23 protein-coding genes and 1 riboswitch are annotated in these 25137 nt (G+C 54.8%); of the genes, 12 read left to right on the top strand and 11 right to left on the bottom strand.

What is annotated here, in order from left to right; translation table 11 throughout:
* Positions 1-55: 55 nt before the first annotated feature.
* The 5 genes from AB1598_09215 to AB1598_09195 form a co-directional block, all read right to left on the bottom strand.
* Positions 56-988, bottom strand: coding sequence for a hypothetical protein (locus tag AB1598_09215; protein ID MEW6145182.1), 933 nt, complete (start codon positions 986-988; stop codon positions 56-58).
* A gap of 101 nt (positions 989-1089) precedes the next feature.
* Positions 1090-1311: a hypothetical protein gene (locus tag AB1598_09210; GenBank protein MEW6145181.1), complete on the bottom strand. Its 222-nt coding sequence runs from the start codon at positions 1309-1311 to the stop codon at positions 1090-1092.
* Positions 1312-1481: 170 nt separating this feature from the next.
* On the bottom strand, positions 1482-1907 hold the full coding sequence (arfB, locus tag AB1598_09205; protein MEW6145180.1) for an alternative ribosome rescue aminoacyl-tRNA hydrolase ArfB: 426 nt from the start codon (positions 1905-1907) through the stop codon (positions 1482-1484).
* A 195-nt stretch (positions 1908-2102) separates the two neighbouring features.
* Entirely contained in the window at positions 2103-3488 is a 1386-nt protein-coding gene (locus tag AB1598_09200; protein ID MEW6145179.1) for an ammonium transporter, read from the bottom strand.
* A 351-nt stretch (positions 3489-3839) separates the two neighbouring features.
* Positions 3840-4841 (bottom strand): YhdH/YhfP family quinone oxidoreductase, encoded by a 1002-nt coding sequence (locus AB1598_09195; protein ID MEW6145178.1) that lies wholly within the window; start codon positions 4839-4841, stop codon positions 3840-3842.
* 191 nt (positions 4842-5032) lie between these two features.
* Positions 5033-5121, top strand: a riboswitch (cyclic di-GMP riboswitch).
* Positions 5122-5198: 77 nt separating this feature from the next.
* Between AB1598_09195 and AB1598_09190 the strand changes: the two genes are divergently transcribed.
* Positions 5199-6830, top strand: coding sequence for a PQQ-dependent sugar dehydrogenase (locus AB1598_09190; GenBank protein MEW6145177.1), 1632 nt, complete (start codon positions 5199-5201; stop codon positions 6828-6830).
* A gap of 114 nt (positions 6831-6944) precedes the next feature.
* On the opposite strand, the gene thiC is transcribed toward AB1598_09190, so the two are convergent.
* Complete coding sequence (gene thiC, locus AB1598_09185; protein ID MEW6145176.1) at positions 6945-8846, bottom strand: phosphomethylpyrimidine synthase ThiC; 1902 nt, start codon at positions 8844-8846, stop codon at positions 6945-6947.
* A gap of 135 nt (positions 8847-8981) precedes the next feature.
* On the opposite strand from thiC, the gene tsaD reads away from it, so the two are divergent.
* Positions 8982-10019, top strand: a complete 1038-nt coding sequence (tsaD, locus tag AB1598_09180) for a tRNA (adenosine(37)-N6)-threonylcarbamoyltransferase complex transferase subunit TsaD (protein ID MEW6145175.1) — start codon at positions 8982-8984, stop codon at positions 10017-10019.
* Positions 10020-10031: 12 nt separating this feature from the next.
* Here the strand turns inward: tsaD and AB1598_09175 are convergent, their stop codons facing one another.
* On the bottom strand, positions 10032-10334 hold the full coding sequence (locus AB1598_09175; GenBank protein MEW6145174.1) for a Dabb family protein: 303 nt from the start codon (positions 10332-10334) through the stop codon (positions 10032-10034).
* A 228-nt stretch (positions 10335-10562) separates the two neighbouring features.
* Here AB1598_09175 and AB1598_09170 point away from each other — a divergent pair, with 228 nt between their 5' ends.
* The 6 genes from AB1598_09170 to AB1598_09145 all read left to right on the top strand — a co-directional run bounded on the left by AB1598_09170 (position 10563) and on the right by AB1598_09145 (position 17120).
* Positions 10563-12623 (top strand): ABC transporter ATP-binding protein, encoded by a 2061-nt coding sequence (locus AB1598_09170; GenBank protein ID MEW6145173.1) that lies wholly within the window; start codon positions 10563-10565, stop codon positions 12621-12623.
* 26 nt (positions 12624-12649) lie between these two features.
* Positions 12650-13849: a galactokinase family protein gene (locus AB1598_09165; protein ID MEW6145172.1), complete on the top strand. Its 1200-nt coding sequence runs from the start codon at positions 12650-12652 to the stop codon at positions 13847-13849.
* Positions 13846-14610: a nucleotidyltransferase family protein gene (locus AB1598_09160; GenBank protein ID MEW6145171.1), complete on the top strand. Its 765-nt coding sequence runs from the start codon at positions 13846-13848 to the stop codon at positions 14608-14610. Before AB1598_09165 ends, AB1598_09160 begins: the two co-directional genes overlap by 4 nt.
* Before the next feature lie 97 nt (positions 14611-14707).
* Positions 14708-15325, top strand: coding sequence for a MarR family transcriptional regulator (locus AB1598_09155; protein ID MEW6145170.1), 618 nt, complete (start codon positions 14708-14710; stop codon positions 15323-15325).
* Between the two features lie 86 nt (positions 15326-15411).
* Positions 15412-16530: an RNA polymerase sigma factor RpoD/SigA gene (locus AB1598_09150; protein ID MEW6145169.1), complete on the top strand. Its 1119-nt coding sequence runs from the start codon at positions 15412-15414 to the stop codon at positions 16528-16530.
* A gap of 80 nt (positions 16531-16610) precedes the next feature.
* Positions 16611-17120 carry a carbonic anhydrase gene (locus AB1598_09145; GenBank protein MEW6145168.1) on the top strand — a complete coding sequence of 170 codons (510 nt, stop codon included), beginning with the start codon at positions 16611-16613 and terminating at the stop codon, positions 17118-17120.
* A gap of 71 nt (positions 17121-17191) precedes the next feature.
* On the opposite strand, the gene ispH is transcribed toward AB1598_09145, so the two are convergent.
* On the bottom strand, positions 17192-18142 hold the full coding sequence (gene ispH, locus AB1598_09140; GenBank protein MEW6145167.1) for a 4-hydroxy-3-methylbut-2-enyl diphosphate reductase: 951 nt from the start codon (positions 18140-18142) through the stop codon (positions 17192-17194).
* Between the two features lie 139 nt (positions 18143-18281).
* Positions 18282-19109, bottom strand: a complete 828-nt coding sequence (locus tag AB1598_09135; GenBank protein MEW6145166.1) for an alpha/beta hydrolase — start codon at positions 19107-19109, stop codon at positions 18282-18284.
* Between the two features lie 198 nt (positions 19110-19307).
* On the opposite strand from AB1598_09135, the gene AB1598_09130 reads away from it, so the two are divergent.
* Positions 19308-20093, top strand: a complete 786-nt coding sequence (locus AB1598_09130) for a glucose 1-dehydrogenase (GenBank protein MEW6145165.1) — start codon at positions 19308-19310, stop codon at positions 20091-20093.
* A gap of 7 nt (positions 20094-20100) precedes the next feature.
* Here the strand turns inward: AB1598_09130 and AB1598_09125 are convergent, their stop codons facing one another.
* On the bottom strand, positions 20101-20697 hold the full coding sequence (locus AB1598_09125; GenBank protein MEW6145164.1) for a hypothetical protein: 597 nt from the start codon (positions 20695-20697) through the stop codon (positions 20101-20103).
* A gap of 18 nt (positions 20698-20715) precedes the next feature.
* The gene (locus AB1598_09120; GenBank protein ID MEW6145163.1) at positions 20716-21462 is read right to left on the bottom strand and encodes a sulfite exporter TauE/SafE family protein; all 747 of its coding nucleotides are present in this window, start codon (positions 21460-21462) and stop codon (positions 20716-20718) included.
* A gap of 154 nt (positions 21463-21616) precedes the next feature.
* Here AB1598_09120 and AB1598_09115 point away from each other — a divergent pair, with 154 nt between their 5' ends.
* The 3 genes from AB1598_09115 (at position 21617) to AB1598_09105 (ending at position 24980) form a co-directional block, all read left to right on the top strand.
* On the top strand, positions 21617-22939 hold the full coding sequence (locus tag AB1598_09115) for an NCS2 family permease (protein ID MEW6145162.1): 1323 nt from the start codon (positions 21617-21619) through the stop codon (positions 22937-22939).
* Positions 22940-23017: 78 nt separating this feature from the next.
* A complete protein-coding gene (locus AB1598_09110) occupies positions 23018-23938 on the top strand; it encodes a carbon-nitrogen hydrolase (GenBank protein ID MEW6145161.1) in 921 nt (306 codons plus the stop codon).
* 10 nt (positions 23939-23948) lie between these two features.
* Complete coding sequence (locus AB1598_09105; GenBank protein ID MEW6145160.1) at positions 23949-24980, top strand: agmatine deiminase family protein; 1032 nt, start codon at positions 23949-23951, stop codon at positions 24978-24980.
* Positions 24981-25137 lie beyond the last annotated feature (157 nt).

Raw genomic sequence — 25137 nt, 5'->3', positions numbered from 1 at the left:
ATTATGTATGGTTTGATCCGCAAATAAAAGAGAGCGCCGCCCGACGTCAGCGGTACTACATCATTCCGCAAGCAAGCTTTCTGTACACAGCCAATATGATTTCGACGGGTGATTCCTTCTTATTCCCGCTCACTGCCGTATACGATTCCATATTTTCGGGCCCGTATGTCTTGAGCCTGTTCATCCATCCCGGGAGGAATTTTTTCTCATTCCTCAGAGGGGGCGAATTCCGCACCCGCCTCTCGAGAACCGCCTCGGCCGACCGGGAGAACTCACGGAGGGCTTCGGGTCCCGCCCCGTCCCCGTCCATATTTTCAAGCACCTGGAGCAACCCCCATCCTTCCCCGTTGTATCTTTCCTTGAGCGACGTGCCTTCCCCCTTGAAATTCACGTAATCAACGAGCACGTAGAAACCCATAGGAGAGCCGGCCACACGGTAGAACTGCTTCCTTATATTGTGCCTCGATCCCGGAGGGGCCGCTTCAAGCATCTTCGGCAGGCTCTGTTCCATCCGCTCCGCAATGAAGAGGGTCTGAAGCGGGACGGTGTCCAGCATGAATTTCCTGAGAGAGACCATGCGCTCGGAATCGAAGTCACCGTAAAACTCGCTCCGTGAGCTCCACGGCAGATCGAAGGAAGGGAGCTCGTTCATCCATCCGGGAGCACGGACGCCTTTGGATTGCAGAAATTCAAAAAGAACAGGGAACGATTCGTGGAAGGGGTACTCTTTCCCCTCCGGATACCAGAGAAAATGTCCTATGCCGAGCGAAGCGAATTCTTCGCCGTCGTTCCAGGCCGTGAGGTTCTCCACCTTCCCCCCGCACTCGTTCCTGAAAATAAGCGCACCGATCTTCTCAAGCTCGGCCTGAGGAACCGTAACGCACGCAGAATCGCATGAAGGGAGGAGCGCCGCGGACGCAGCGAGCGCAGCAATTATTACGAGAGTGTGATTAAGGCGTATAAACAGGCCAGTGGACCGTCTAATCATATAAGGCCGCCCGGTTATTAACCCGGCTGTCTGAAACGGACCCCCCCCGGACGATTATCGAGGCGCGGATATATATCACGCTCGTCGACCCTGAGCGGTATTTAACGGTATATGTGTTGTTTCAGCGATTCGCGGTCGGTAATCCTCTCGAACACCTCGCCGCACTTGTCGCACTCGAAACTTACCGCGACCGGGGGATGGCTTATGCCGAACCCGACAAGTATCCATCCCCATAGCGTATAGCTCGGCTTGGGCACAATCCACGGGTGGCTCCTCGTATAACCGCACCTGCATTTCTTCTGATCAGTATTTTCGGAGTCCATATCGAATCTTATTCAGCGTTTATTGTAACGGGATTATGAGCCTAGGCAAATCTCACGGGTCTCAGCCGCAGATTTATTATTCCCGATGTACTTCACGCCGACATTGCCGGCGGCATAACGAATTCAATCTTTTTAGTAAAATACGTGATTATTTATCACGCGGGAAAAAATCAGTCCGCAACGGAGATTACAGGTTTTCTTAATTTCTTCACCTGACCGCGGAGCTTTTTTCGTTTCATTCTCTCTTCCCTGGATTGAAGTGTGGGTCTTGTCTTGCGCCTCTTTCTCGGCTCGGCTGCGGCTTTCCGTATCAGGCCGGCAAGACGCTCAACCGCATCTGTGCGGTTTTTATCCTGCGTCCTGAACCTCCGCGCTTCGATTATGAGAATACCCTCTCTCGTTACTTTTCTGCCCGCTATCTTTATCAGCCGCTCCCTGACCTCCTCGGGGAGGCTCCGGGAATTGGCCGCATCGAACCTGAGCTCGACCGCCGTCGAGACCTTGTTCACGTTCTGCCCGCCGGGGCCCGAAGAGCGGACGAAACCGAACGAAATTTCACTCTCGTCAAGGTATACGCTTGGCGTGATCCGCATCATAACTAGAATTTATGCGCTCGCGGTCAATTATTCAAGGCCGGAGGGGTCTCCGCCCCGGCATATATACTGCCTCTCACAGGTCAGTAGGCTCGTTTCGAAAGATAACGGCAGTCGCGGAGGGTCGACTTCGGTTGAGGTCTTTCTTAAATTAGCGGCGGGACCGAGGGATCCCGCCGCTCATGTTATCATCTAATATTATTCCTCGTCAGTGAGCCTTGCACCGTGCTCGGGGATGCCATACCCGTGAGCCATTTGAAATCCGGAATAGGCTTCCTCTCCGTGCTCGCCGAGGTCGAGCCCCCCGGCTTCCTTCTCGGACGACACTCTCAGTCCCATTACAGCCTTGAGCACAGCCAGAATAATCATAGTCCCCACGAACGAGAACACCCATGTGGCTACGACGCCGATAAGCTGTATCCACAATTGCTCCGGGTTGCCGTAAAAAAGGCCGTCGCGCCCGGCGGAATTAACGGCTGTAGTGGCGAAGAGTCCGGTCGCCAATGCACCCCAGGTCCCGCCTACGCCGTGCACGCCGACTACGTCGAGGGAATCGTCGTAACCGAACTTCGGCTTCAGGTTAACCGCAAAGAAGCAGAAGATACCGCCGCCTAGCCCGATTAGTATCGCAGCCATCGGTGTCACGAATCCGGCGGCAGGCGTTATAGCTACGAGTCCCGCAACCGCTCCTGAGGCAGCGCCGAGCACTGTGGGCTTGCCCCTGACTATCCATTCGACGAACACCCAGCCGAGTACCGCTGCCGCGGTCGCAGTATTGGTCGTAACAAACGCCGTGCTGGCGAGACCGTTTGCAGCGACGGCGCTTCCGGCGTTGAACCCGAACCAGCCTACCCAGAGAAGGGAGGCGCCGATCACGCTGTACGGCAGGAAATGAGGCGCCATAGGCTCCCGTCCGTATCCGATCCTCTTTCCGAACATTATGGCCGCCGCAAGGGCCGCAGCACCCGAGCTGATATGCACTACGGTTCCGCCCGCGAAATCGAGAGCGCCCATGGCCCCTATCCAGCCGCCCCCCCAAACCCAGTGGGCGAGCGGGTCGTATATGATAGTCGTCCACAGGAGGACGAAGACGATAAACGTGCTGAATTTCGCGCGCTCGGCGAAGGAGCCCGTGATAAGAGCAACTGTTATAACGGCAAATGTAAGCTGATAAACCATGAAAAGGTTATGCGGGATGGTCGTGGCCCACACGTCTGACGGCGCGGCCCCAACACCCTTCAACCCCAGGAAATCGAGCCCGCCGATAAAATGCGATATATCGGGACCGAACGCCAGCGTATATCCGATGACCACCCACTGTATGGACACAAGCGCGGTGATGAAGAAGCTGTGCATGAATGTCCCGAGGGCGTTCTTGGATCGCACCAAGCCGCCGTAGAACAGAAACAGCCCGGGAATCGTCATCATCAATACCAGCAGCGAGGATGTAAGCATCCAGGCCGTATCGCCGGTGTCGATCGCAGGCCCTTCCTGAGCCAGTGATAAACCCGGGTCCGACAAACACAACAAAAACACGATAACAGGGAGAAGCAAAGACGAATTCCTAAGAATAATCTTTCTCATTGTAATTCCTCCTTTGTGTGACGGTCGAGCACATAATTTCAATATCCTGATTAGGGGAAACATCGGCTCCCACAGGCATAAAAGGCGAATCCGGGAATATCAGGATGCAACCATTCATGTTTATTGCGGAACCTCCAGCCTATTATATTATCGGTTGCAAACAACATACCAGCTGCAAATTTAAGCATGATCGAATGATCAGAGTGGGTTACGTATTGTGAAATGAATTACAATGCCTAAAAGTTAAGCAGCGTATTCTAAAAATTGAACATGGCATCTTCCCGGAGCCGGGCATCCCTAATGCCGGAAGGCACGTGCTTAAATCCGAATGAAAATTTGTTCCTCCGTCCCCTAACCGGCCAGACCGACGACGACCCTCCCCGCCTGCCCGCCCCTCAGTATAAGCTCGATATATTTATCGAGATCGGCGAGCGTAATTTCAGTCGTAATGGTATCGAGCTTCCCGATCTTCCATTCGCCGGCTATCTTGGCCCAGACTTTTTTTCTAATGTCCATCGGGCAGTACGCGGAATCTATGCCTACGAGAGCAACACCTCTCAATATGAACGGATAAACGTTTATGGGCAGGTCAGCAGAGGCCACGTTGCCGCAGCACGTGACTACTCCGTGCTGCTTCGCGGATTTTATCGCGGTAGCGAGGGTATCTCCGCCGACCGTATCCACCGCCCCCGCCCACCTCGCCTTGAGAAGGGGGCGTCCGGACATATCCCTCGCATCCTCCCTGCTTATCACCTCTTTTACGCCGAGATCGAGAAGCATTTGCTTCAGGTCCGTCTTCCCGGTTGAAGCGACCACGTCGTAACCAGCCTTCGCGAGGATACCCGACGCTATGCTTCCGACGCCTCCTGTTGCTCCCGTAACGAGGACTTCCCCCGTTCCGGGGGCCACTCCGTACTCCTCTAGCTTATAAACGGAGAGAGCCGCGGTAAACCCCGCCGTACCGTAAATCATGCTCTCCCTGAGCGAAAGCCCGCTCGGGAGCTTAACCGCCCAGCCCGCGGGCACGCGTATGTACTCCCCGTAGCCGCCCGGAGTGTTTGCTCCGAGGTCGTAGCCCGTGACCAGGACCTCTTCCCCCGGTTTGAAGTCACCCGAGCCGCTCTCCACAACGACGCCTCCGGCGTCTATGCCGGGCGTATGGGGGTAATTTTTCGTTACGCCCCTGTTGCCGGTCGCTGAGAGTGCGTCTTTATAGTTGAGCGAAGAGTAGTGAACGCGGACGAGCACATCTCCCGTCGGCAGCTCATCCGTAGACCTCTCCTTGATCGACCTCTGGAATTTATCCTTCCCGGTTTCTTCGACTACAAGCGCTTTGAACTTCCTCACGCCCATCGGCATCCCTCCCTGTTATTTTATCAATCGGACCGGCCCGTTATCCGGCCCTTCCATTGGTACGGCATATAACAATATGACCGAATATTCCGCAAGGGCAAACCGGCCGAATGGTGCCGGATCTCTTCATAAATTTTTGTTGATTGCAATATATAGTGATGTTATTATTTGCATATACAAAACAATGTCCTAATCCGAAACGGCAAACCATCTGAAAAGGTGGGACGCAAAACCCAAGACCTAAGGGCCTGAAAGCGCCTAGGGTAGACTGGTTACCGAAGTGTGGACGAATCTGCGGATACGCCGCAGCTCCTGTTTGCCCACGGATAAAGGGACTGGCACATGGGGGTATATGTCATGAGCGCGTATCTGAAATTCCTTATCATCTCCGTACTGGCGATATTACCCGCTTATGCCTCACCGGGTGCGGAGCTCACCACGGTCAAAGTAGCGGGGGGCTTCTCGCAGCCCCTTTACCTGACAACCCCTGCCGGGGATTCGAGCCGTCTCTTCATAGTCGAGCAGGGAACGGCCACGATCAAGATAATCAAGAACGGCGCAGTACTCGCCACCCCCTTTTTAAATATTGATCCCAAAGTGGGGAGCGGCGGTGAAAGGGGCCTGCTCGGACTCGCCTTTCACCCGAACTACGCGAGTAACGGTTATTTCTACGTCAACTACACGGACAATTCCGGAAACACGGTCATCGCCCGATACAAGGTCTCGGCCAACCCGGACGTGGCGGACCCCGGCAGCGAGCTGATCATGATGACGGTCGCGCAGCCCTTCTCGAACCACAACGGAGGAATGCTCGCGTTCAGCCCGAACGACGATCACCTCTACATCGGCCTCGGAGACGGCGGGGATTCTTTCGACCCCGGCAACAGGGCGCAGGACGGGACGACCGAGCTCGGGAAGATGCTCCGGATCGATGTCGGAAACGGGACTACGTTCTCGGCCGCGGCGAACAACCCTTTCAGCGGCATACCCAATTTCCTCGACACTATATGGGCCGTGGGTTTCAGGAACCCCTGGAGGTACAGCTTCGACCGGTTAAACGGCGACCTGTATATAGGGGACGTCGGACAGGGGTCGAGGGAGGAGATAAGCTTCCAGCCGGGGAACAGCCTGGGCGGTGAGAATTACGGCTGGCGCTGCATGGAAGGCAAGGAGTGCACGGGACTCTCGGGATGCACCTGTAACTCGCCTGAGCTCACAATTCCACTCCACGATTACACGCATTCAGGAGGAAACTGCTCCGTGACCGGAGGCTATGTGTACAGGGGAGCCGCGATACCGGAGCTCGACGGAACCTATTTCTTCGGCGATTTCTGCACCGGCAAGATATGGTCGTTCGTCAGGAGCGGGAACACAGTCACGCAGTTCACGGACCGTACTGCAGAGCTCAAGCCGATCACCGGGGAAACCATCAACAACATCTCGTCTTTCGGCGAGGACGATAAAGGGGAGATTTATATAGTCGACAGGGACGGGGAGATATTCAAGATCGTGGACAAGAGCTCGCTGCCCCAGCCCACGCCTGTCCCGACACCAGTACCGACTCCAGTTGCGCCCCCCGCACCCACTCCTCCCCCATCGGCGAACCCGACCCTTTCCACTTTGAATCCCGGCACCGCCGGCGTCAGAAACACATTGACCGTGACCGGCGCACAGCGGGGATCTCGCGTGACCTTCTACTATTCGACGTCCACCGGCAGGACAAGGATCACATCGGGTGTCTGCAGCGGGAAATCGCTCGACCTCAGACGGCCGTCATCACTCGGCACGGCTACAGCCGATTCGACAGGGAAAGCCACTATCAACGTCAGCTTGTCGAGAAGCCTCGGAGGAAGGACGCTTTACCTGCAGTCCAGGGTGGAGAGCTCAGGGAACTGCAAGATTTCAAACCGTGTAAAACAGTCGATAAAACGAAGCTCGGGAGGCTCGACCGGAGGCGGTTCCAGTCCTTTTTTCCCTTTTTTCAGGTGATTCGGCCTAACGGTTCTATGGATGGGCCCGGCGAGTTTTAGGGGGCGACTTAGCGGAGGGTGACAGCGGGATGCGGGACGCAACGTTTATCCGCTGCCCATCCGGGACAGGACATCATTCATCGACGGGGACATAGATCTTGCCCCCTGAATCGCCGAATTCCTTCGATTTCTCAGCCATGCCCTTCTCCACGGCCTCCTTCTCCGAGAAGCCGTGCTTCTCGGCATAATCCCTTACTTCCTGGGTTATCTTCATGGAGCAGAATTTGGGTCCGCACATAGAGCAGAAGTGAGCCACCTTTGCCCCTTCGGCAGGGAGCGTCTCGTCATGGAATTCGCGGGCGGTATCAGGGTCGAGAGAGAGGTTGAACTGGTCATTCCACCTGAACTCGAACCTCGCCTTGCTGAGTGCGTTGTCCCTTATCTGGGCCGCAGGATGCCCCTTCGCAAGGTCTGCCGCATGAGCGGCGATCTTGTAAGCGATTACGCCCTCTTTAACGTCCGTTTTGTTGGGAAGCCCGAGGTGCTCTTTCGGAGTGACGTAGCAGAGCATGGCCGTGCCGTACCACCCTATCATCGCAGCCCCTATGGCGGAGGTAATATGGTCGTATCCGGGCGCTATGTCCGTGGTGAGCGGCCCGAGCGTGTAGAATGGGGCCTCACGGCAATACTCGAGCTGCTTGTCCACGTTCTCCTTTATCATGTGCATGGGGATGTGTCCCGGGCCTTCGATCATCACCTGGACGTCGTGCTTCCACGCGATATCCGTGAGCTCGCCTATAGTCTTTAATTCCGCGAACTGGGCTTCGTCGTTGGCGTCGGCGATGGAGCCGGGCCTGAGCCCGTCCCCGAGGGAGAAAGCTATGTCGTAGGCCTTCATGATCTCGCATATCTCTTCAAAGTTCGTGTAGAGGAAGCTTTCCTTGTGATGAGCGAGGCACCACTTTGCCATGATAGAGCCGCCTCTCGAAACTATTCCCGTCACCCTGCCCGCCGTGAGCGGTATGTAACCGAGCAGCACGCCAGCGTGGATCGTAAAGTAATCGACCCCCTGCTCGGCCTGCTCGATCAGCGTGTCCCTGAATATTTCCCAGGTGAGGTCCTCTGCCTTGCCCTCTACCTTTTCGAGGGCCTGGTAAATGGGGACCGTGCCTACGGGAACGGGAGAGTTCCGGATCACCCACTCCCTCGTTTCGTGTATGTTCTTGCCGGTCGATAGGTCCATGATGGTATCGGCGCCCCACCTGCACGCCCAGACGGCCTTCTCGACTTCTTCCTCTATGCTCGACGTCACGGCGGAATTACCGATATTCGCATTGATTTTGACGAGGAAATTCCTGCCTATTATCATGGGCTCGGACTCGGGGTGGTTGATGTTTGAGGGTATTATAGCCCTTCCGAGGGCGACCTCTTTCCGCACGTATTCAGGAGTGATCGGTGTAGACGGCATAGCGGCCCCGAAGCTCTCGCCGGCGTGGAATTTCGCGAGCTCTCCAAGCGTCCCCCGCTGCTCGTCTATCCTCTGGTTCTCCCTTACCGCTATATACTCCATCTCGGGGGTGATAACGCCCTTCCTCGCGTAGTGCATTTGCGTCACGTTAGCGCCCGCCTTTGCCCGGAGCGGTTTCCTCGTGTTATTGAATTTGATGCCCAGTATCTTCGCCCCGCCCGCGGAAACTCTCGCGAACCTCGAGGAAAAATCGGGGAGCGCTTCGACATCCCCGCGCCCGAGTATCCACTCCTCTCTCAGCGGGAGGAGCCCTCTCCGGACGTCTATATCCGCAGCGGGGTCGGTGTAAGGGCCGCTAGTGTCGTAAACAGTTATGGAAGCATTGCCTTTATACTGGCGCTTCGCGGCGCCAGGCATGGGGTAAGAGTCCTCGAGCTCGATCTCGCGCATCGCCACACGAATATCGTGGAGCTTGCCCTTTACGTAAACCTTCCTCGACTTCGGAAACGGGTCGCGCGATATGAGCCCCTGATCCGGTATTTTTTCCCTCTTGGTGGATATTCCCATAACACTCCCTTAATTCGATGTAAAAACGCAAAGCGACAGAGCCAGACCGTTGAAATATAGTATAAAAGTAACGGCGGAAAAGCGCAATGAAAGCCGGAATTTGTGAACGTCCGGGTGTCCTGTAAACTAATGGTCATGTACAATTTGATCCTCGGCATAGAGACCTCCTGCGACGAGACGGCAGCAGCCGTTATCGAGGGCGGGAAGAGAGTGCTTTCGAACGTAGTCGCATCCCAGGTCGATATTCATAAGGAATACGGCGGCGTAGTGCCGGAAATCGCATCGAGAAAACACGTAGAGCTTATCCTCGCAGTCATCGAAAAGGCGCTCGACGCTGCAGGCAAGGAAAGGGAAGAGATCGAAGGCGTAGCCGTTACGAACGGGCCCGGTCTCATAGGCTCCCTCATGGTGGGGCTTTCGACTGCGAAGGCGTTCGCATACGGACTCGGCGTCCCCCTCATAGGCGTGAACCACCTCGAGGCGCACCTCTCCGCCGTGCATCTCGAGCACGACGTGGAGTTCCCGTTCGTAGGCCTTGTCGTCTCAGGCGGGCATACGAGCCTCTACCTCGTAAAGGATCCGACGGAATTCGAGCTCATCGGAAAAACGAGGGACGACGCGGCGGGGGAAGCGTTCGACAAGGCTGCCAAAGTGCTCGGGCTCGAATACCCGGGAGGGGTCGCGATAGACAGGCTCGCGAGGGAAGGAGACCCCGAGACGATACGTTTTCCGAGACCCTTCAAGAGCTCGACGTCGTTCGACTTCAGCTTCAGCGGTCTCAAGACCTCTCTCGTGTATCACATGAGGAGAAACCCCGACCCGGACGATCAGCAGTTGAGGGATATATGCGCATGCTACCAGGAAGCGATAGCCGAGACACTGACCGAGAAAACGCTGCTCGCAGCCAAAGGATCGGGCGTCGGATCCGTCGTTATGGCCGGCGGGGTGGCCTGTAATTCACGACTGAGGACGCTCGCTGAAGAGAGGTTCGGGGAGGAAGGGATCACTCTCCGCATACCGTCTCCCGCATACTGCACCGACAACGCCGCAATGATAGGCGCGCTCGGCGCGGCCAGGCTAAGGCGTGGGGAAACCTCGGGCCTCAACATTAACCCCTATTCGACCTCCAGGCCCAGGTATATAAGAGGGAGGGGTATGGTTTCAGGACTGTAAGCCTTCCAGGAATCAGTACTCATAATCGACGACCGCCCTGTCGGAGCGTATCTCACCCACAAAATCCACGATCTTGAGATGCTCAGGATGGTTCTGATAAGCCTCGAGCCCTTCCCTGTCCTCGAACTCGGAGTACAGAACGACGTCGAAAGCAGCAGGTGAGGCATTGAAATTTATACCGACCTCTATCGCCATGATCTCGTCTATGACGCCGTCAAGCGCCTCGAGCGATTCTTTAAGCTTCCTCGCATTCTCCTCCTTGGAAGCCCCGGCGGCTGAATCCTTGAGCCTCCACATCACTATGTGCTTGATCATAAATGCCTCCGTCGTAATCGATAAGATAATCTCCGACTGCAATCAGCTATACTGCCAGACAGCTTTGATTTTCCGCTGCAAGCGAATAGAATTATACTACTGAAGATGAGTTTCCTTTACAAAGGGGAAGAAGGAAGACCGCTCGAATCCCGAACCAGCAGGACAGCCTGTTAAACTATAACGCATATCAGAGTATAAGCGCTCATCCGGGGAGGAACCGCGTTGGCAGTGACGGAAACCGAGGAATCAAGAAGAGGGAGGCGGACAGACGACCTCGGCATTATCAGGTGGCTTTACGGCTTCACCGGACCCCACAGGGTTTTGATGGCAGCCGCTCTCGCGCTCATGATACTGACCGCGCTGCTCGAGCTCGCAGTCCCTTACATAACGAAGATCGCAGTCGATAAATACATCTACCCGTCCTGGGGCGTCGCGCTCTTCGAAGACAGCGAGAGGAACAGGGAGTTCGAAATATCCGTCAGGGAAAGATACCCCTCTCTCATGATCCCGCTCGGTGGACATTCATACCTCATAGACATGTCCGGGCTCGATAACGCCGACAGGACCGACCTCGAAAAGCTCGGGACGGTGTCCGAAGAGAGATACCTAGTCGTAGACCCCGCCCGATTCGACAAAGAGAAGCTCGCGCGCGCAAATGAAATCATAAAAGAGAGGAGCGCGCTCTTCGAACACGCGGGCGGAGTCGATTATATAAGCTACACCTCGCTAAAGGAGCTCGGGAGGGACGACCTGCTCCTGCTGAGAGGCGATGCTATAAAGGAGGTCATCTCGCTCTCGGCTGTCGTGTTCGCCTGTCTTACCGGGATTTTCATCCTGAGCTCGCTCTTCACCTACCTCCTCAATTATTCCGGGCACAAGATAATGCACAGGATGAGGACCGACGTATTCTCCCACATACTCAGCCTCCCGCAGACGTTCTTCGACAAGAATCCCGTCGGCAGGCTCACGACCAGGGTCACTAACGACGTGAACGCGATAAACGAAATGTACACGTCTGTAGCCGTGCAGTTCATCAAGGACGTCCTGGTCGTCGCGGGCGTCATCATAATCATGTTCCACATGAACTGGGAGCTCACCCTCTTCGTCGCGTTCTTTACGCTGATAATGATGTTCTTCGCGGGGCTCTTCAGGATGAGGCTCAAGACCGTCTACAGGGACGTGAGGAGGTCGATCGCGAAGCTGAACGCTTTCGTACAGGAGAGCGTGAGAGGGATCGTGCTGATAAAGCTCTACAACAGGGAAATGGAGAATTTCGAGAAATTCAAAGAGACCAACAGGGAAAACTTCAAGGCGAACATGGACCAGCTGTGGGTATACGCGACCTTCAGGCCCTTTATCGAGTTCATGAGCGTGTTCACGGTCGCTTTCATACTCTGGTACGGGGGGCTCGGCGTGCTCAAGCTCGAGCTCACCCTGGGAGCGCTGCTCGCATACCTGTACTACGTGAGAATGCTCTTCCGCCCCATCATGGAGCTCGCGGAAAGGTATAACATATTCCAGTCCGCAACGGCCGCGAGCGAAAACCTGTACGACCTCGTAAACGTCAAACCGGAGCAAAAAGAGGGAATAAGGGACGTGCCGGTAAGGGGAGAGCTCGAATTCAGGAACGTCTGGTTCTCATACAACGGCAGAGACTGGGTGCTTAAGGACGTATCGTTCACGATAGAGCCGGGAGAGACCGTTGCGCTCGTCGGGCTTACAGGGTCGGGCAAGACGACCATAGTCAATCTGATATTGAGATTCTACGACGCGGACAGGGGTCGTATACTCTTCGACGGAAGGGACATAAGGGAACTGAGCCCGGAGTTCCTGAGACGAAATATATCCGCAGTGTTTCAGGACCTCTTTCTATTCGGGAAGAATATATCCGATACGGAGGCCGACGAATTCACGAAGGCGATAACGATAGACCGGATAACGGCGAACGGTGGCGCGATCTCATCGGGCGAAAAGCAGCTGGTCTCGCTCGGTCAGGCGTTCTCGAAAAACGCCGGGTTCCTGATACTCGACGAGGCGACCTCGAACATAGACGCACGGATCGAGAGGAACATACAGAAGGAGCTCAGGAACGAAGGCCGTGACCATACGACGCTCATAATCGCGCACAGGTTATCCAATGTAAGGCACGCGGACAGGATCATGGTCATACACAAGGGCGAGATCTCGGAGATCGGCACGCATGCGGGCCTGCTGGAAAGAAAGGGGATATATTATAACCTCTACAAGCTTCAGAACGAGCTACACCGTTTTTCACTTCTGACGGATTGACCGCCCTTGAGCGGAGCTTATGCGCTATGGAATTCATTACCCTCGAAAGACAATCGGAAGAAGCCGCATCATATTTAAAAAGAAGAGAGAGCTTCAGCGAATCTCATTTGAATACAGTCGTTTCCCCCTACCGCATTTCCCCGCTGGGCGCTCACATCGACCACCAGGGGGGACCCGTCCTCGGCATGACGATAAATGCAAGGAGCGTGCTCGCTTTCATACCGAACGACGAGAAGAGAGTGCGGCTTTACAGCATGAATTACCCGGGGGTAACCGAGTTCGGCATCGACAACATAAAAGCCCCCGGCAGGGACGACTGGGGGAGATACGCTATGGGGGCGGCGAAAGCGCTCCGCGAGTACAAGTGTATCGAGAGGGGGTTCACGGGCGCGCTTTCGGGTACGCTCCCCGCGGCCGGGCTCAGCTCGTCCGCCTCTTCGGGACTCGCATATCTTAAAGCGCTCGCCCATGTTAACGGCCTCGAGCTCGGGCCAGGGGAGTATGTAGAGCTAGACAGCAGGATCGAGAACGACTACCTAAAGCTATCAAACGGCATACTCGACCAGTCGTCGATCGTCTACGGGAAAAAAGACAGCCTCCTCTACATCGATACGGTTACGGGACATACGGCGGCCTATCCGAGACCGCATAACTGGGACAGCTTTAAGATACTGATCGTATACTCCGGCATCCCGCGCGAGCTCACTTCATCGGGGTTCAATACACGGGTCGACGAATGCAGAAAGGCGGCCGGCCTTCTCGGGATCATGGGGGGGCTCCGGTCGGCGAAGACTCTCTCTTATATTCCCGAGACCGTGTTCCGTGAAAAATCGCAGAAACTCCCGGAGGAGCTCAGGAGGAGGGCGGAGCACTTCTTTTCCGAATCGGAGCGCGTGACGATGGGAATCGCCGCCTGGAACAGGGGAGACATGAAGGCGTTCGGGCGGCTAATGAACGAATCCTGCGAGAGCTCGTTCGTAAATTACGAAGCAGGCAGCCCCGAGCTCGTATCGCTCCAGGAGATCGTAAGCTCTACGGACGGCGTTTTCGGGAGCAGGCTCAACGGAGGGGGATACGGCGGCTCCGTAACCGCGTTCGTGAGTAAAGACTTCCCGAACGATTCGGCCGCCGCTATCGTGGAACGATATATAAAGCAACATCCCGAAACGGGTAAGGATGCAGCCGCATACTTCGCCGAATCCGACGACGGGATAAGGCTCATATGAATGCGATTCTCCTTTGCGCGGGATTCGCGACGAGGATGCACCCGCTCACGAAAGAACTCCCGAAAGCACTCCTCGATATCGCCGGAGAGCCCGTCATTGACCACCTTATAGGACAGATACTCGGTTTCAGAGGACTGGATTCCATCACCGTAGTGACGAACGACCGCTTCTTCGGGCGGTTTCTCGCGTGGGGCGAAGAGAAAAACGGAGAGATCACGGAGCGGGGAATAAGCCTCTATATCCTTAACGACGGAATAAGGCGCGCGGAAGACAGGCTGGGCGCGGCCGGGGACCTCGGATATGCCGTGCGTCATATCACATGGAGCAAGGGAACCGTCGTCGCTGCCGGAGACAACATCTTCCGCTTCCCGCTCGAACCCTTCTGGGAGAAATTCCTGAGCGGCGATAGAAGCTATGTTCTTGCACTGCCGACCGAAGAGAGGCAAAGGCTGAGAAAAACCGGGGTGCTCGAAATAGACGAAGACGGCCGCGTTCTCGCGTTCCATGAAAAGCCGGAGGACCCGCCCTCGGACCTCGCCTGTCCTGCTCTCTACTTTCTTAAGCCGGAAGCGCTCGATCTTATCCATGCATACCTGTCGTCGGAGGGCGCAAAAGACGAAATCGGATACTTCATCTCCTATCTTGCTCTGCATGACAAGGTCTATGCGATACGGACGGAGGGGGAAGCGATCGACATTGGGACTATCGAGTCCTACGAGAGGGCGAAAAGAATCCTGTCAGAGGTGCGGGTCATTTTATAGATAGCCCGCGGCATCGTATCCATAACCCCGGCTCTCGCCTCTATCCGCCTTCGTGAATTTTGTAAATATTTAGGTATGCTAAACGTAAGGCGAGCTTATGTCTATTTTCGATCCTGTTTACAGACAGAAAAATATAGGCGGGCAGATAACAAGAACCTTATTCCACATAGGGCAGGCGGTGAAGAATCTGTTCTGGGACAAGAGCAGGCTCGAGCACCTTACGCCGGCTCAGGTCAAATCCCTCCTCTTCATAAACTACACGAGAAAAGACGCCATAACGATAGGGAACATTGCGAGGTACCTGACCTGCACCCCCGCAACCGCGAGCGGCGTAATCGATTCCCTTGAAAGGAAAAAACTCATATTGAGGTCGAGGGACCCCGAAGACAGGAGGAGGGTTCACATATCGCTCACGCCCGAGGGCGAGAGGGTCGTAGGCGATATAGAAGATATCGGGTACGAGATCGAAGAAATCGTCAGGGATTTCGACCCTGAAGAGCAGAAGATATTGGAGCAGCTCTTGCTCAAAATCTCCGAGAAACTCATGGAAAGGGGACTTATTTTTTCGGGCGATATTTGCACAGAATGCTGTTTTTTCAAACGAAACAGTCACTTAGGAGAGCTAAAGCCCCACTATTGTGAAAACCTTCACATACTCCTGGGTGAAGAGGAAATCTGTAAGGAATGTCCTCACTTCAAAAAAACTCTCAATTGATATTCTAAATTTTTTTAGTATTATTATTTAGGTGACCTAAATATTAGTAACGCTAAGCATTCTTTTGCTCAGGAAACGTAACCTCGATGAAGCTAAAGCAGCTCGAATATACAAATGACGAAAGCGAACTCGGCGCAGAGGACTTCGATACGGGCGGCGTTTCGGACGACGCGTACGGTTCCGGCTATGAAGACGAGGAGCCGGAAGAGGAAGAAGAGCCGGGGAGCAGATTTTTCAAGAACGGGAGAGACATCACGGATCCTAATTACAGGCTCCTCTACGCTTATTTTAGAGAGCTTAACGATGAGAAGCTCCTCTCCAAGCGCGACGAGGCAGTGCTAGCGGCGAAGATAAAGCTCTGCGAAACCGGGGCCAGGAAAATCACGAGACGCATCAATAACAAGACGAAGCCGGGGAAAGGTATCCCGCGCAGGGCTGAATATATTCTCGACGCGCTCTCGAGGTCGTACAGCGAAAAGTCAAGACAGTTCCAGGAGAAGTTCGTCAAATCGAACCTCAGGCTGGTTATCGAGCTCGCGAACAAGTACACAGGGAGGGGGCTGCCTCTCACGGACCTGATCCAGGAAGGGAACATCGGGCTCATGAAAGCGGTAACGAAATTCGACCATACGAAGGGGTTCAAGTTCTCGACTTACGCCTCGTGGTGGATACACCAGGCTCTGTCGAGAGCCGTAATGGAGCAGACGCATATAATACTCATCCCGGTATATCTCCAGGAGCTCGCAGCCAAGGTATTCAGGGCAAAAGCGAAGCTCGAGCACAATACGGACAAGAACGCGATGCCCGAGCAGATCGCTAGTGAAACGAACATCCCGCTCGACGCCGTAAGCACTATACTCAGGGGGAACGACCTGGTCGTACCGCTCGAGCTCCTTCCGGGGACCGAGGACTCGAAATCATACCTCGATATCACGTCCGACCCCAGTGCGAAGAGACCGGAATATTATCTGACCCTCCGGTCGATCAACGAGGAGATAAGGGACTCGCTCGAATTATTGTCCGATAGGGAGCGGGACGTGCTAATGATGAGGTTCGGCATCGATTATGAAAACGACCACAAGCTCGAGCAGATCGCGGACAAATACGGCCTCAGCAGGGAAAGGATAAGGCAGATCGAAAAGGACGCCCTAAGCAAACTGGCCGCCTCCGAGCGAAGCAGTGTTCTCAGGGAATTCCTGAATTAAACACCCCGTTTTAAACACACCGTTAAATTCAGATATTGTAACCGGAGACCCGCGATTTCCGGTAACGCCAAGGAGGTGCCATGAGCGAGAACATAAAGCGGATACTGAGCGCCAACAGGGAATACGCAAGGGAATTCGGCGAGAAGGGAAAGCTTGGAATCGTACCGTCGAGGAAAATCGCCATACTGACGTGCATGGACGCGCGCATTGAGCCCATGCGGCTGGCAGGCCTCAAACCCGGGGACGCGCACATAATCAGAAACGCAGGGGGGAGAGCCAGCGACGATGCGGTCAGGTCGCTCATAATATCCAACAGGCTCGTGGGTACTAACGAATGGCTCGTCATTCACCACACGGGCTGCGGGATCGAGGGCCTCACCAACGAAAAGATGGCGGGCATAGCGAATGCATCGTTCGAATCGGGCGAAGGCGATTACATAAACTGGCTTACCATAGGGGACAGGATAGAAAGCGTAAGGGACGATGTGAAGAGGTTGAGGGCCCACCCCCTGACGCCTCCCGAAGTTCTAGTCACAGGATTTATGTACGATATAGAAACAGGACTCCTTACGGAGATCGAATGCGGCTGAAAATAATTTTCAGTGAGGAACCGGGACGACAGGAATTAAACCCGCCACGTATGAACGCGACCCGAGACCTGCTACATTGACTCGGACGCCGTTTTGAACTGTATCGTATCCGGGAAAGGGAACCTCGTGTGCTCTTCCTTGCCGTCGAGCTCCTCTACTTCATCGGCCCCGAATTCCCTCAAGCGCAAGATCACCTCCAGCACTACGGTCTCGGGCGTCGATGCGCCCGAGCTGAGGCCTACGACGAGGCCTTTGCGGAACATCTCTTTTCTCAGATTGTCCGCGCCTTCGATGAGATAGGCGTCCTTCACGCCGCTCGACTTCGCAACCTCGACGAGGCGGTTCGAATTGGAGCTTTCGGGCGAGCCCATGATGAAAATAATATCCGCCTGCGCCGCGAGCGCCTTGACAGCGTCCTGCCTGTTCTGGGTGGCGTAGCATATATCGAGCTTGGACGGGCTCATTATTTTAGGGAACCTTCTCTTTAAGACTTCGAGGATTTCTTTCGTGTCGTCTACGCTGAGAGTGGTCTGCGTGACGTAGGCGACCCTCTCGGGGTCTTCGACCGTTACTACATCGGCCTCCGCGACCGACTCCACGACCACTACCCTGTCGGGAGCCTCGCCGCTCGTCCCTATGACCTCCACGTGGTTCCTGTGGCCGATGAGGATAATCGTGTACCCGAGGTCGGCGTAATGCCTGACTTCGTTGTGCACCTTCGTCACGAGGGGACAGACCGCGTCTACAACTTCGAGGCCCATCCTCTCAGCTTCATCGCGTACCGCGGGGCTTATGCCGTGGGCGCTGAATATCACCTTCGCCCCTTTCCGGTCGATCTCGGAGAGCTCCTCGACGAACCTGACTCCCTTGTTCTTGAGGGACTCAACCACGCGTTTGTTATGGACGATCGCATGACGGACGTATATGGGAGGACCGTACATCTCGAGAGCGCGCTCGACTATCTCTATAGCGCGGTCGACCCCGGCGCAAAAGCCCCTAGGCTTGGCTACAATGACACGCATATGTATCTACTCCCACATTAATAATACTCGATGAGTCGGGTTCTTTACAGTAAAAGAGGCGTATCTTCTATGACTTCCATAAGAGTTTTCAAGCTACTCGTGTCTCTCTAACACAACGCTATCACTACACAATTATCGCTCACCAAGATTCGATATAGCCTTCCAGGAAGGCGTAAAATTCTTCTTTCGCGTCGAGCATCACCCAGTGGGAGATGACGTTAAACCCCCTCCATTCAAGATTATTTCGGGATAAAAAACTCTTGGTCGAATCCATGACCGGCCTCGCTCCCGCGCAGTAGATTCTGGGCAATCGGAGCCCTTTATACGCGAGTGAAAGCTCATTATTGCCCTGCTCGTCCTCGCCCTCTGTCCTCTTTATAAATTCAACCGCCGTTTGGGCGAATGCCTCGGGGTCGCACTCTATTACGGAATCGAAATACTTTATGGTCGAAGGGCTCTCGTTATCCTCGAGAACACTCTTCCTGAAACCTCCTTCACGGAGCCATTTGCCGAATTCCGACACATTGCCCTTACAATCCTCAAACGCATTCGCGGCACTCGTCGACAAGACCAGTGTGTCCCGCGTTATGCACCCTTCGATGTTCACGAATTTTTTGATACTGCCTTCATCATCGTCCCCGCACAATAAAGTCCCGAGCACTCCGCCGTAAGAATGGCCGACAAGGGCTATATCCTTGAGATCGAAGAGGCCCATGATCTCCCTGAGAATTTTCACCTGGGACGAGAATGAATAATCGGGACTGTCCTTAACTTTTTCACTTTTACCGAAACCGAGGAGATCGGGGACTATAATATCGTATTTCTTCGGCAGGTCGAAGGCGTCAAAGAAACACCTCCCGGACTCACCAATGCCGTGTATGAATAATACCGGAGTGTTTTTGCCCCCGCTTATCCTGTACCTGATAAAAATTTCGCGTCCGAGCAGCTTGAAATGTTCAGCTTTCATCTCTTATCCTCCTGCCGGATGCTACAGGGCACATGCTTAACTGATTATCTCACTCGCAGCCCGGTCTTCCATTTTATAGACAATTGTAGTATCAATTTATTAAATTTGTCCCTTTGGATTTCATAGAGATAAGGGGTATCCCGGATCCGACTGTAAGATTACCGGCATTCCCCGGACAAATCACCGAAAGAGGGTATCATGATGAGATTAAAAGACAAAGTAGCGATAATAACGGGAGGGTCTTCCGGCATCGGGAAGGCGATCGCGCTCGGATACGTCGGGGAAGGAGCTAAAGTCGCGATAGCGGCCCTGCATGAGGACCCGTGCCTGGAGGTGGTAAGGGAAATCGAGAGCCTTGGCGGCCAGGCCATGTATTACACTCTCGACGTCTCCGATCTCGGCAAGCATCAGGAACTGCTGGACAAGACGATAAATACTTTCGGCAAGGTCGATATACTGGTGAACGACGCAGGATACGCAAGGCGCGAGACCATCTTCGACGTGACGCCCGAGGGCTGGGACAAGATGATGGACATAAATCTGAAGAGCGCCTTTTTTCTGTCCCAGAGCTTCGCAAGGCAGGTAATCAAGCAGGGTACTCCGGGCAGGATAATCAACATCGGCTCGGTCGCGGGAGCAATGGACATGCACCCAGTCTCTGTCGCCTACCATGCGGCGAAAGCGGCGATGATAAACATGACCAGGGTGATGGCCGTAGACCTCGCCCATTACAACATCACCGTGAACTGCATAGGCCCGGGATCGACGATAACGCCGCTCTCGGCGTCCAAGAACCCGGAATACGACGAATACATGACGAAGGGAATCCCCGAGGGACGGAGAGGAAAACCGGAAGACATGGTGCCGCCCGCGGTGATGTTCGCGACGGACGAGGCCTCATATATAACCGGGCAAACCATATTCGTCGAGGGCGGGGCCATGTCGGTCTATCTGGGGAAAGACGAGCCCGACTTCAAAGCGTGAACAGCAATCAATCACCGATAACGATACCGGCTTTTTTCCTGTGCCCTTCGATGTAGGGGAGGTAACCGTCGTAGAATATCTCTTTCTTCTCGAGCCAGCCGTGAGGGTCGAGGTGGCGCTTCGATTCGTCCCTCGATTCGGCTCTCGCAAGCGCAACGTCCCGGGGCGTATCCACGAAAATCCCCAGATCAACGAGCCCGTCGAGCTCATCGTCCATAGAGAAGAGCCCTTCGATAATGAAATACTTGTACATTCCGGGATCGATCGAAATGCACCCGCGCATGGTCCCCGTTTCAACATCGTACAGGTCCCTGCAATCGAGGCCTCGATCGGATTTTATAGCGAGGAGAATATCCCGCGCTTTCCCAATATCGTACCAGTCGCGGAGGCGTATGTTTCCTTCCTCAATTTTCCTGTCCCATTCAGACCTGGGTATACGGACAAATAAGTCCATCGAGATGAGAAGCGCACCCAGAGAAAGTGCTTTCACCAATTCCCCGCCGATGTAGCTCTTCCCGCTCCCTATGGTCCCGTCGACGGCTATTATATAGGGGAAGGTCTTCGCACGCGAGCGAACCTCGGCGGCAAGCTCTCCTAATTCCATAATTGAAACTATATATCCCTAGATAATCCCGAGCAACTTGAGCGCTATGATGAAGATAGCGAGCACCATGACGTAGCGTATAACCCTCTCGCCGCCCTTGATTGAGAAGCGCACCGCCCACCAGCCGCCTATTGCGTTCCCGGCCGCGAGAGAGAGCCCGAGGAGCCAGTCCACATTACCCGACCATACGAAGATCAATAAAGCGGGCACCGTGTACAACATAGTTATGAAAACCTTGTGCATATTCACGCGGATGAGGTCGATCCTCAACAGGTGATATAGCGCGGCCATTATCAGAAACCCGACCCCGACCTGTATGAACCCTCCGTATAAGCCTATTGCGAACATAGCCGGGTATATGAGCCATGATTTTCTTTCTCTACCGGCTGAAATTTCCAGCCCGGACTGTGGCAGGAGCATGGAAACGATAACGCCTATCATGACGATGCCGAGTATCCTGTCGAACCACTCGTTGCTTATCTTTAGGGCGAGCAGCGCGCCGAGCACGGCTCCCGGAAGCGTGAGCAGGGAGAGCTTCACGCTCTTCTCTATCTCCGAAATATTTTCCTTCCGGTATGAGAGCGTGGCGAAAATGCCCTGGAGCAAGATACCTATTCGGTTAGTCCCGTTCGCGGCAGCGCTGTCGAGACCGATGAATATAAGGGCGGGCAGCGTAAGGCTGGAGCCGCCGCCGGCCATAACGTTGATTACGCCCGCGAGGAGCCCCACACCGAAGAGGATGAGAATTTCTATATATTCAGGCATGATCCGAGCGCAGCAGAACCTTGTTCATCGAGAAGAATTTATCCGTAAGAGCCGGGACCGGTTAAAGCCCTTCCTCCCTTTATCCTTGATTGACATAATACTCGTCATCGTGTGATAATGACAACTAAAATTTTAATAACGCGCGTCTGCCCGCATGCTCGAAAGATTATTCGCCCTGAAAGAGCAGAATACGAACCCCAGCCGCGAGCTGGTAGCCGGCCTCACGACGTTCATGACCATGTCGTACATCATATTCGTCCAGCCGGCTGTCATGGGCGCAGCAGGGATGGACCCGGGGGCGGTAATGGTGGCTACGTGCGTCTCGAGCGCGCTAGGCACGGTGCTCATGGCGCTCCTCGCGAACTACCCTATCGCACTCGCTCCCGCGATGGGACACAACTTCTACTTCACGTACATTGTAGTGCTCACGCTCGGCTACTCCTGGCAGGAAGCCCTCGGGGCCGTCTTCGTCGCCGGCCTCGTCTTCATCTTGCTCTCCACCGTAGGGCTCAGGGAGACCCTGATGAACGTGCTGCCGGGATGCCTCAAGAACGGCATACCCGTCGGGATAGGGCTTCTCATCGCCTTGGTAGGGCTCGAATGGTCGGGGATCGTAACGGGGCACGCCGTTACCTACGTGACACTCGGCGACCTAACGTCGAAACCTACCCTTATTGCGATATTGGGGCTCGTCGTCATGGCGGTCCTCTTCGTGCTCAAAATAAGGGGGGCCATACTCATAGGCATATTGGTCACAGCGGCGGCGGGGTTCCTTACGGGCATAGTCGAATTCAAGGGCGTCATTTCGGCGCCTCCGTCAATCGCTCCCACACTCCTCAAGCTCGAAATACCGAACGTATTCAAGGACCCTCACCTCATCACGGTGATATTTGTATTCCTCTTCCTCGACCTCTTCGATACGATAGGGACGCTCATAGGTGTGAGCCAGCAGGGAGGGCTCATGAAGGAGGGGAATCTCCCGAGGGCGAGACAAGCCTTGCTCTCGGACGCGGTAGCCACGTGCGGAGGCGCGGTGCTGGGAACATCGACCGTCACTAGCTACATCGAAAGCGCGTCGGGCATATCGGCAGGAGGGAGGACAGGGCTCACCGGTATCGTAGTGGCGATACTCTTCCTGCTCGCCATATTCTTCAGCCCTCTCGTGCACATGATAGGGGCCGGATACGTGACCGGCAACGCGACGCTCTATCCCGTAATCGCCCCGGCGCTGATAATCGTGGGCGCAATGATGTTCAAAAACATCGTGAACGTGGATTGGGACGACTACACGGAATCGATACCGGCATTCCTCACTCTTGTCATGATGCCGCTCGCGTTCAGCATAACGGAGGGTATATCGTTCGGCGTTATCTCGTACGTGCTGTTAAAGCTGGTGAGCGGGAAAGGGAAAAGCGTGCACTGGCTCCTATACCTCTTCGCCGTGCTGTTTATAGCACGTTATATATGGCTTGAATGAGGTCTATACCCGATTGTTAACGCCGTATTAAGCCGGTTTTTATTTCCTATATCCAGAGTAAACTGTAGAATTAATCCTATGAAAAAAGTGACGATTGCCCTCATACAGAGCAAGGTCTCGGAAGACGTCCGGTCGAATGTCGCAAGGACGATCGACAGGATAGGCGAAGCCGCCGGTAAGGGAGCCGAGATCATTGCGCTTCAGGAGCTCTTCCAGACGCCTTATTTCCCGCAGTGGGAAAAGAAGAAGAAGGACGACTACGCGGAAAGCGCCGCGGGATATACGGTGAGCGAGATGAGGAAAGCCGCCGGGAGATCCGGCGTTACGCTCGTCGTGCCATTTTACGAGAAAAGGGGCGGGGAATATTTCAATACGGCCGTCGTGATAGGGAAAGACGGGAAGCTTCAAGGCCGGTATAACAAGGTCCACATACCGCAGGACCCGGGGTTTTACGAAAAGGAATATTTCGAAGAGGGCCGGGCGGGGTACAAGGTATTCAAGTCGGGCGGCGTAAAGTTCGCTGTGCTCATATGCTACGACCAGTGGTTCCCCGAGGCGGCCCGCATGGCGCGCCTTAAAGGGGCCGAGATAATTTTCTATCCGACGGCCATAGGGAACATCACCGGCTACGACGCCGAGGGGAACTGGCACGACGCCTGGGAGACCGTGCAGAGGGGACACGCGATCTCGAACAGCGTCTATGTCGCTGCAGTGAACCGCGTCGGACGCGAAGGCAGGATGGTATTCTGGGGGCAGTCGTTCGTATGCGACCCGTTCGGGAAGGTGCTCAAGCGCGCTTCGGCGACGAAAGAGGAAACGGTGATCGTGGAGCTCGACCTCGAGCGGAATGAATTTTACTCAGAGGGGTGGGGGTTCCTCCGCAACCGGAGGCCGGATACATACAAGGGGCTTGTCTCCGGCAAGCTGGTAAAGAAATCCAAGAAATTAAAAGACGTAGAGCACTACAAAGACATGAAGAAGGCGCTCCGTCAGAAATAGTCAGCCGCTCATGAACGACAAGAAGAAGCCCTCATACAGAATGCCCGCGGAATGGGAGCCGCACTCGGCCGTATGGCTCGCCTGGCCCTACGACGAGATCACGTTCCCGGACAGGGTGGAGAAAGCGGAGGCCGCGTTCGTAAAGATACTGAGCGCCCTGCACGAGAGCGAGCCTGCGGAACTTCTGGTGCTGGACGAGGAGATGAAAGAGAGGGCGCAGGGAATGCTTAAATCGGCGGACATCGATATGACGAAAATAAATTTCCACGTCACCGATTACGCCGACGTCTGGCTGAGGGACACGGGGCCGATATTCGTTAAAAACGGCTCCGGGAATACCGTTATAACGAAATGGCTCTTCAATGCGTGGGGAAACAAGTTTCCGGAGCTGCTTAAGGACGCAGCTATACCGGAAAAAATAGGCGGATGGAAAAAACTGCCGGTCGAAGAGGCTGAGATTATCGTCGAAGGGGGCGCTATAGACGTAAACGGCCTGGGAGTGTGTCTCACGACGGAGGAGTGCCTCCTCAACGAGAACAGGAACCCGGTGAAGACCAGGGCCGATATTGAAAAGTGCCTGGGAGACTACCTCGGCGTAAGGAAAACGATATGGCTCGGAAAGGGGCTCGTGAATGACCACACGGACGGGCACATAGACGAGATCGCCCGCTTCGTCGCACCGGGCAGGATAGTCTGCGCATTCGAAGACGACCCGGACGATGAGAATTTCCAGGCGCTTCAGTCAAATCACAAGACTCTGACTGAGGCTGCGGATACGGACGGCAGGCCGTTTGAGGTGATCAGGCTCCCCATGCCCCACGTGCGTTACGAGGACGGGAGCAAGGCGCCCGTTTCATACACGAACTTCTATATCGGCAACACGGTAGTACTCGCCCCGGTGTTCAACGACGGGAACGACCGCAAGGCGCTCGAAATACTCCGGGGATGCTTCCCCAGACGCGAAGTCGTAGGCATAGACTGCAGCGATATTATTTACGGAGGCGGCGCTATACACTGCATTACACAGCAGCAGCCGGCGTGAGCTTTGACAAGGATATATACGGCTATAATATATTTGCGGGTCAATCAAGTCGGAAGAAGAAAAGTATTTTCCGCAGAAAAAAAATAATAATTCCATCCCGGGTGCTTGACAATCCCCCGCAGGTGCATATATAGAGGGATACATATCTCTATTCGGG

This window comes from Thermodesulfobacteriota bacterium (genome assembly GCA_040754335.1).
Taxonomy (GTDB): Bacteria; Desulfobacterota_D; UBA1144; order Nemesobacterales; family UBA2774; genus 2-12-FULL-53-21.
This window is presented reverse-complemented; position numbering and strand designations above follow the sequence as displayed.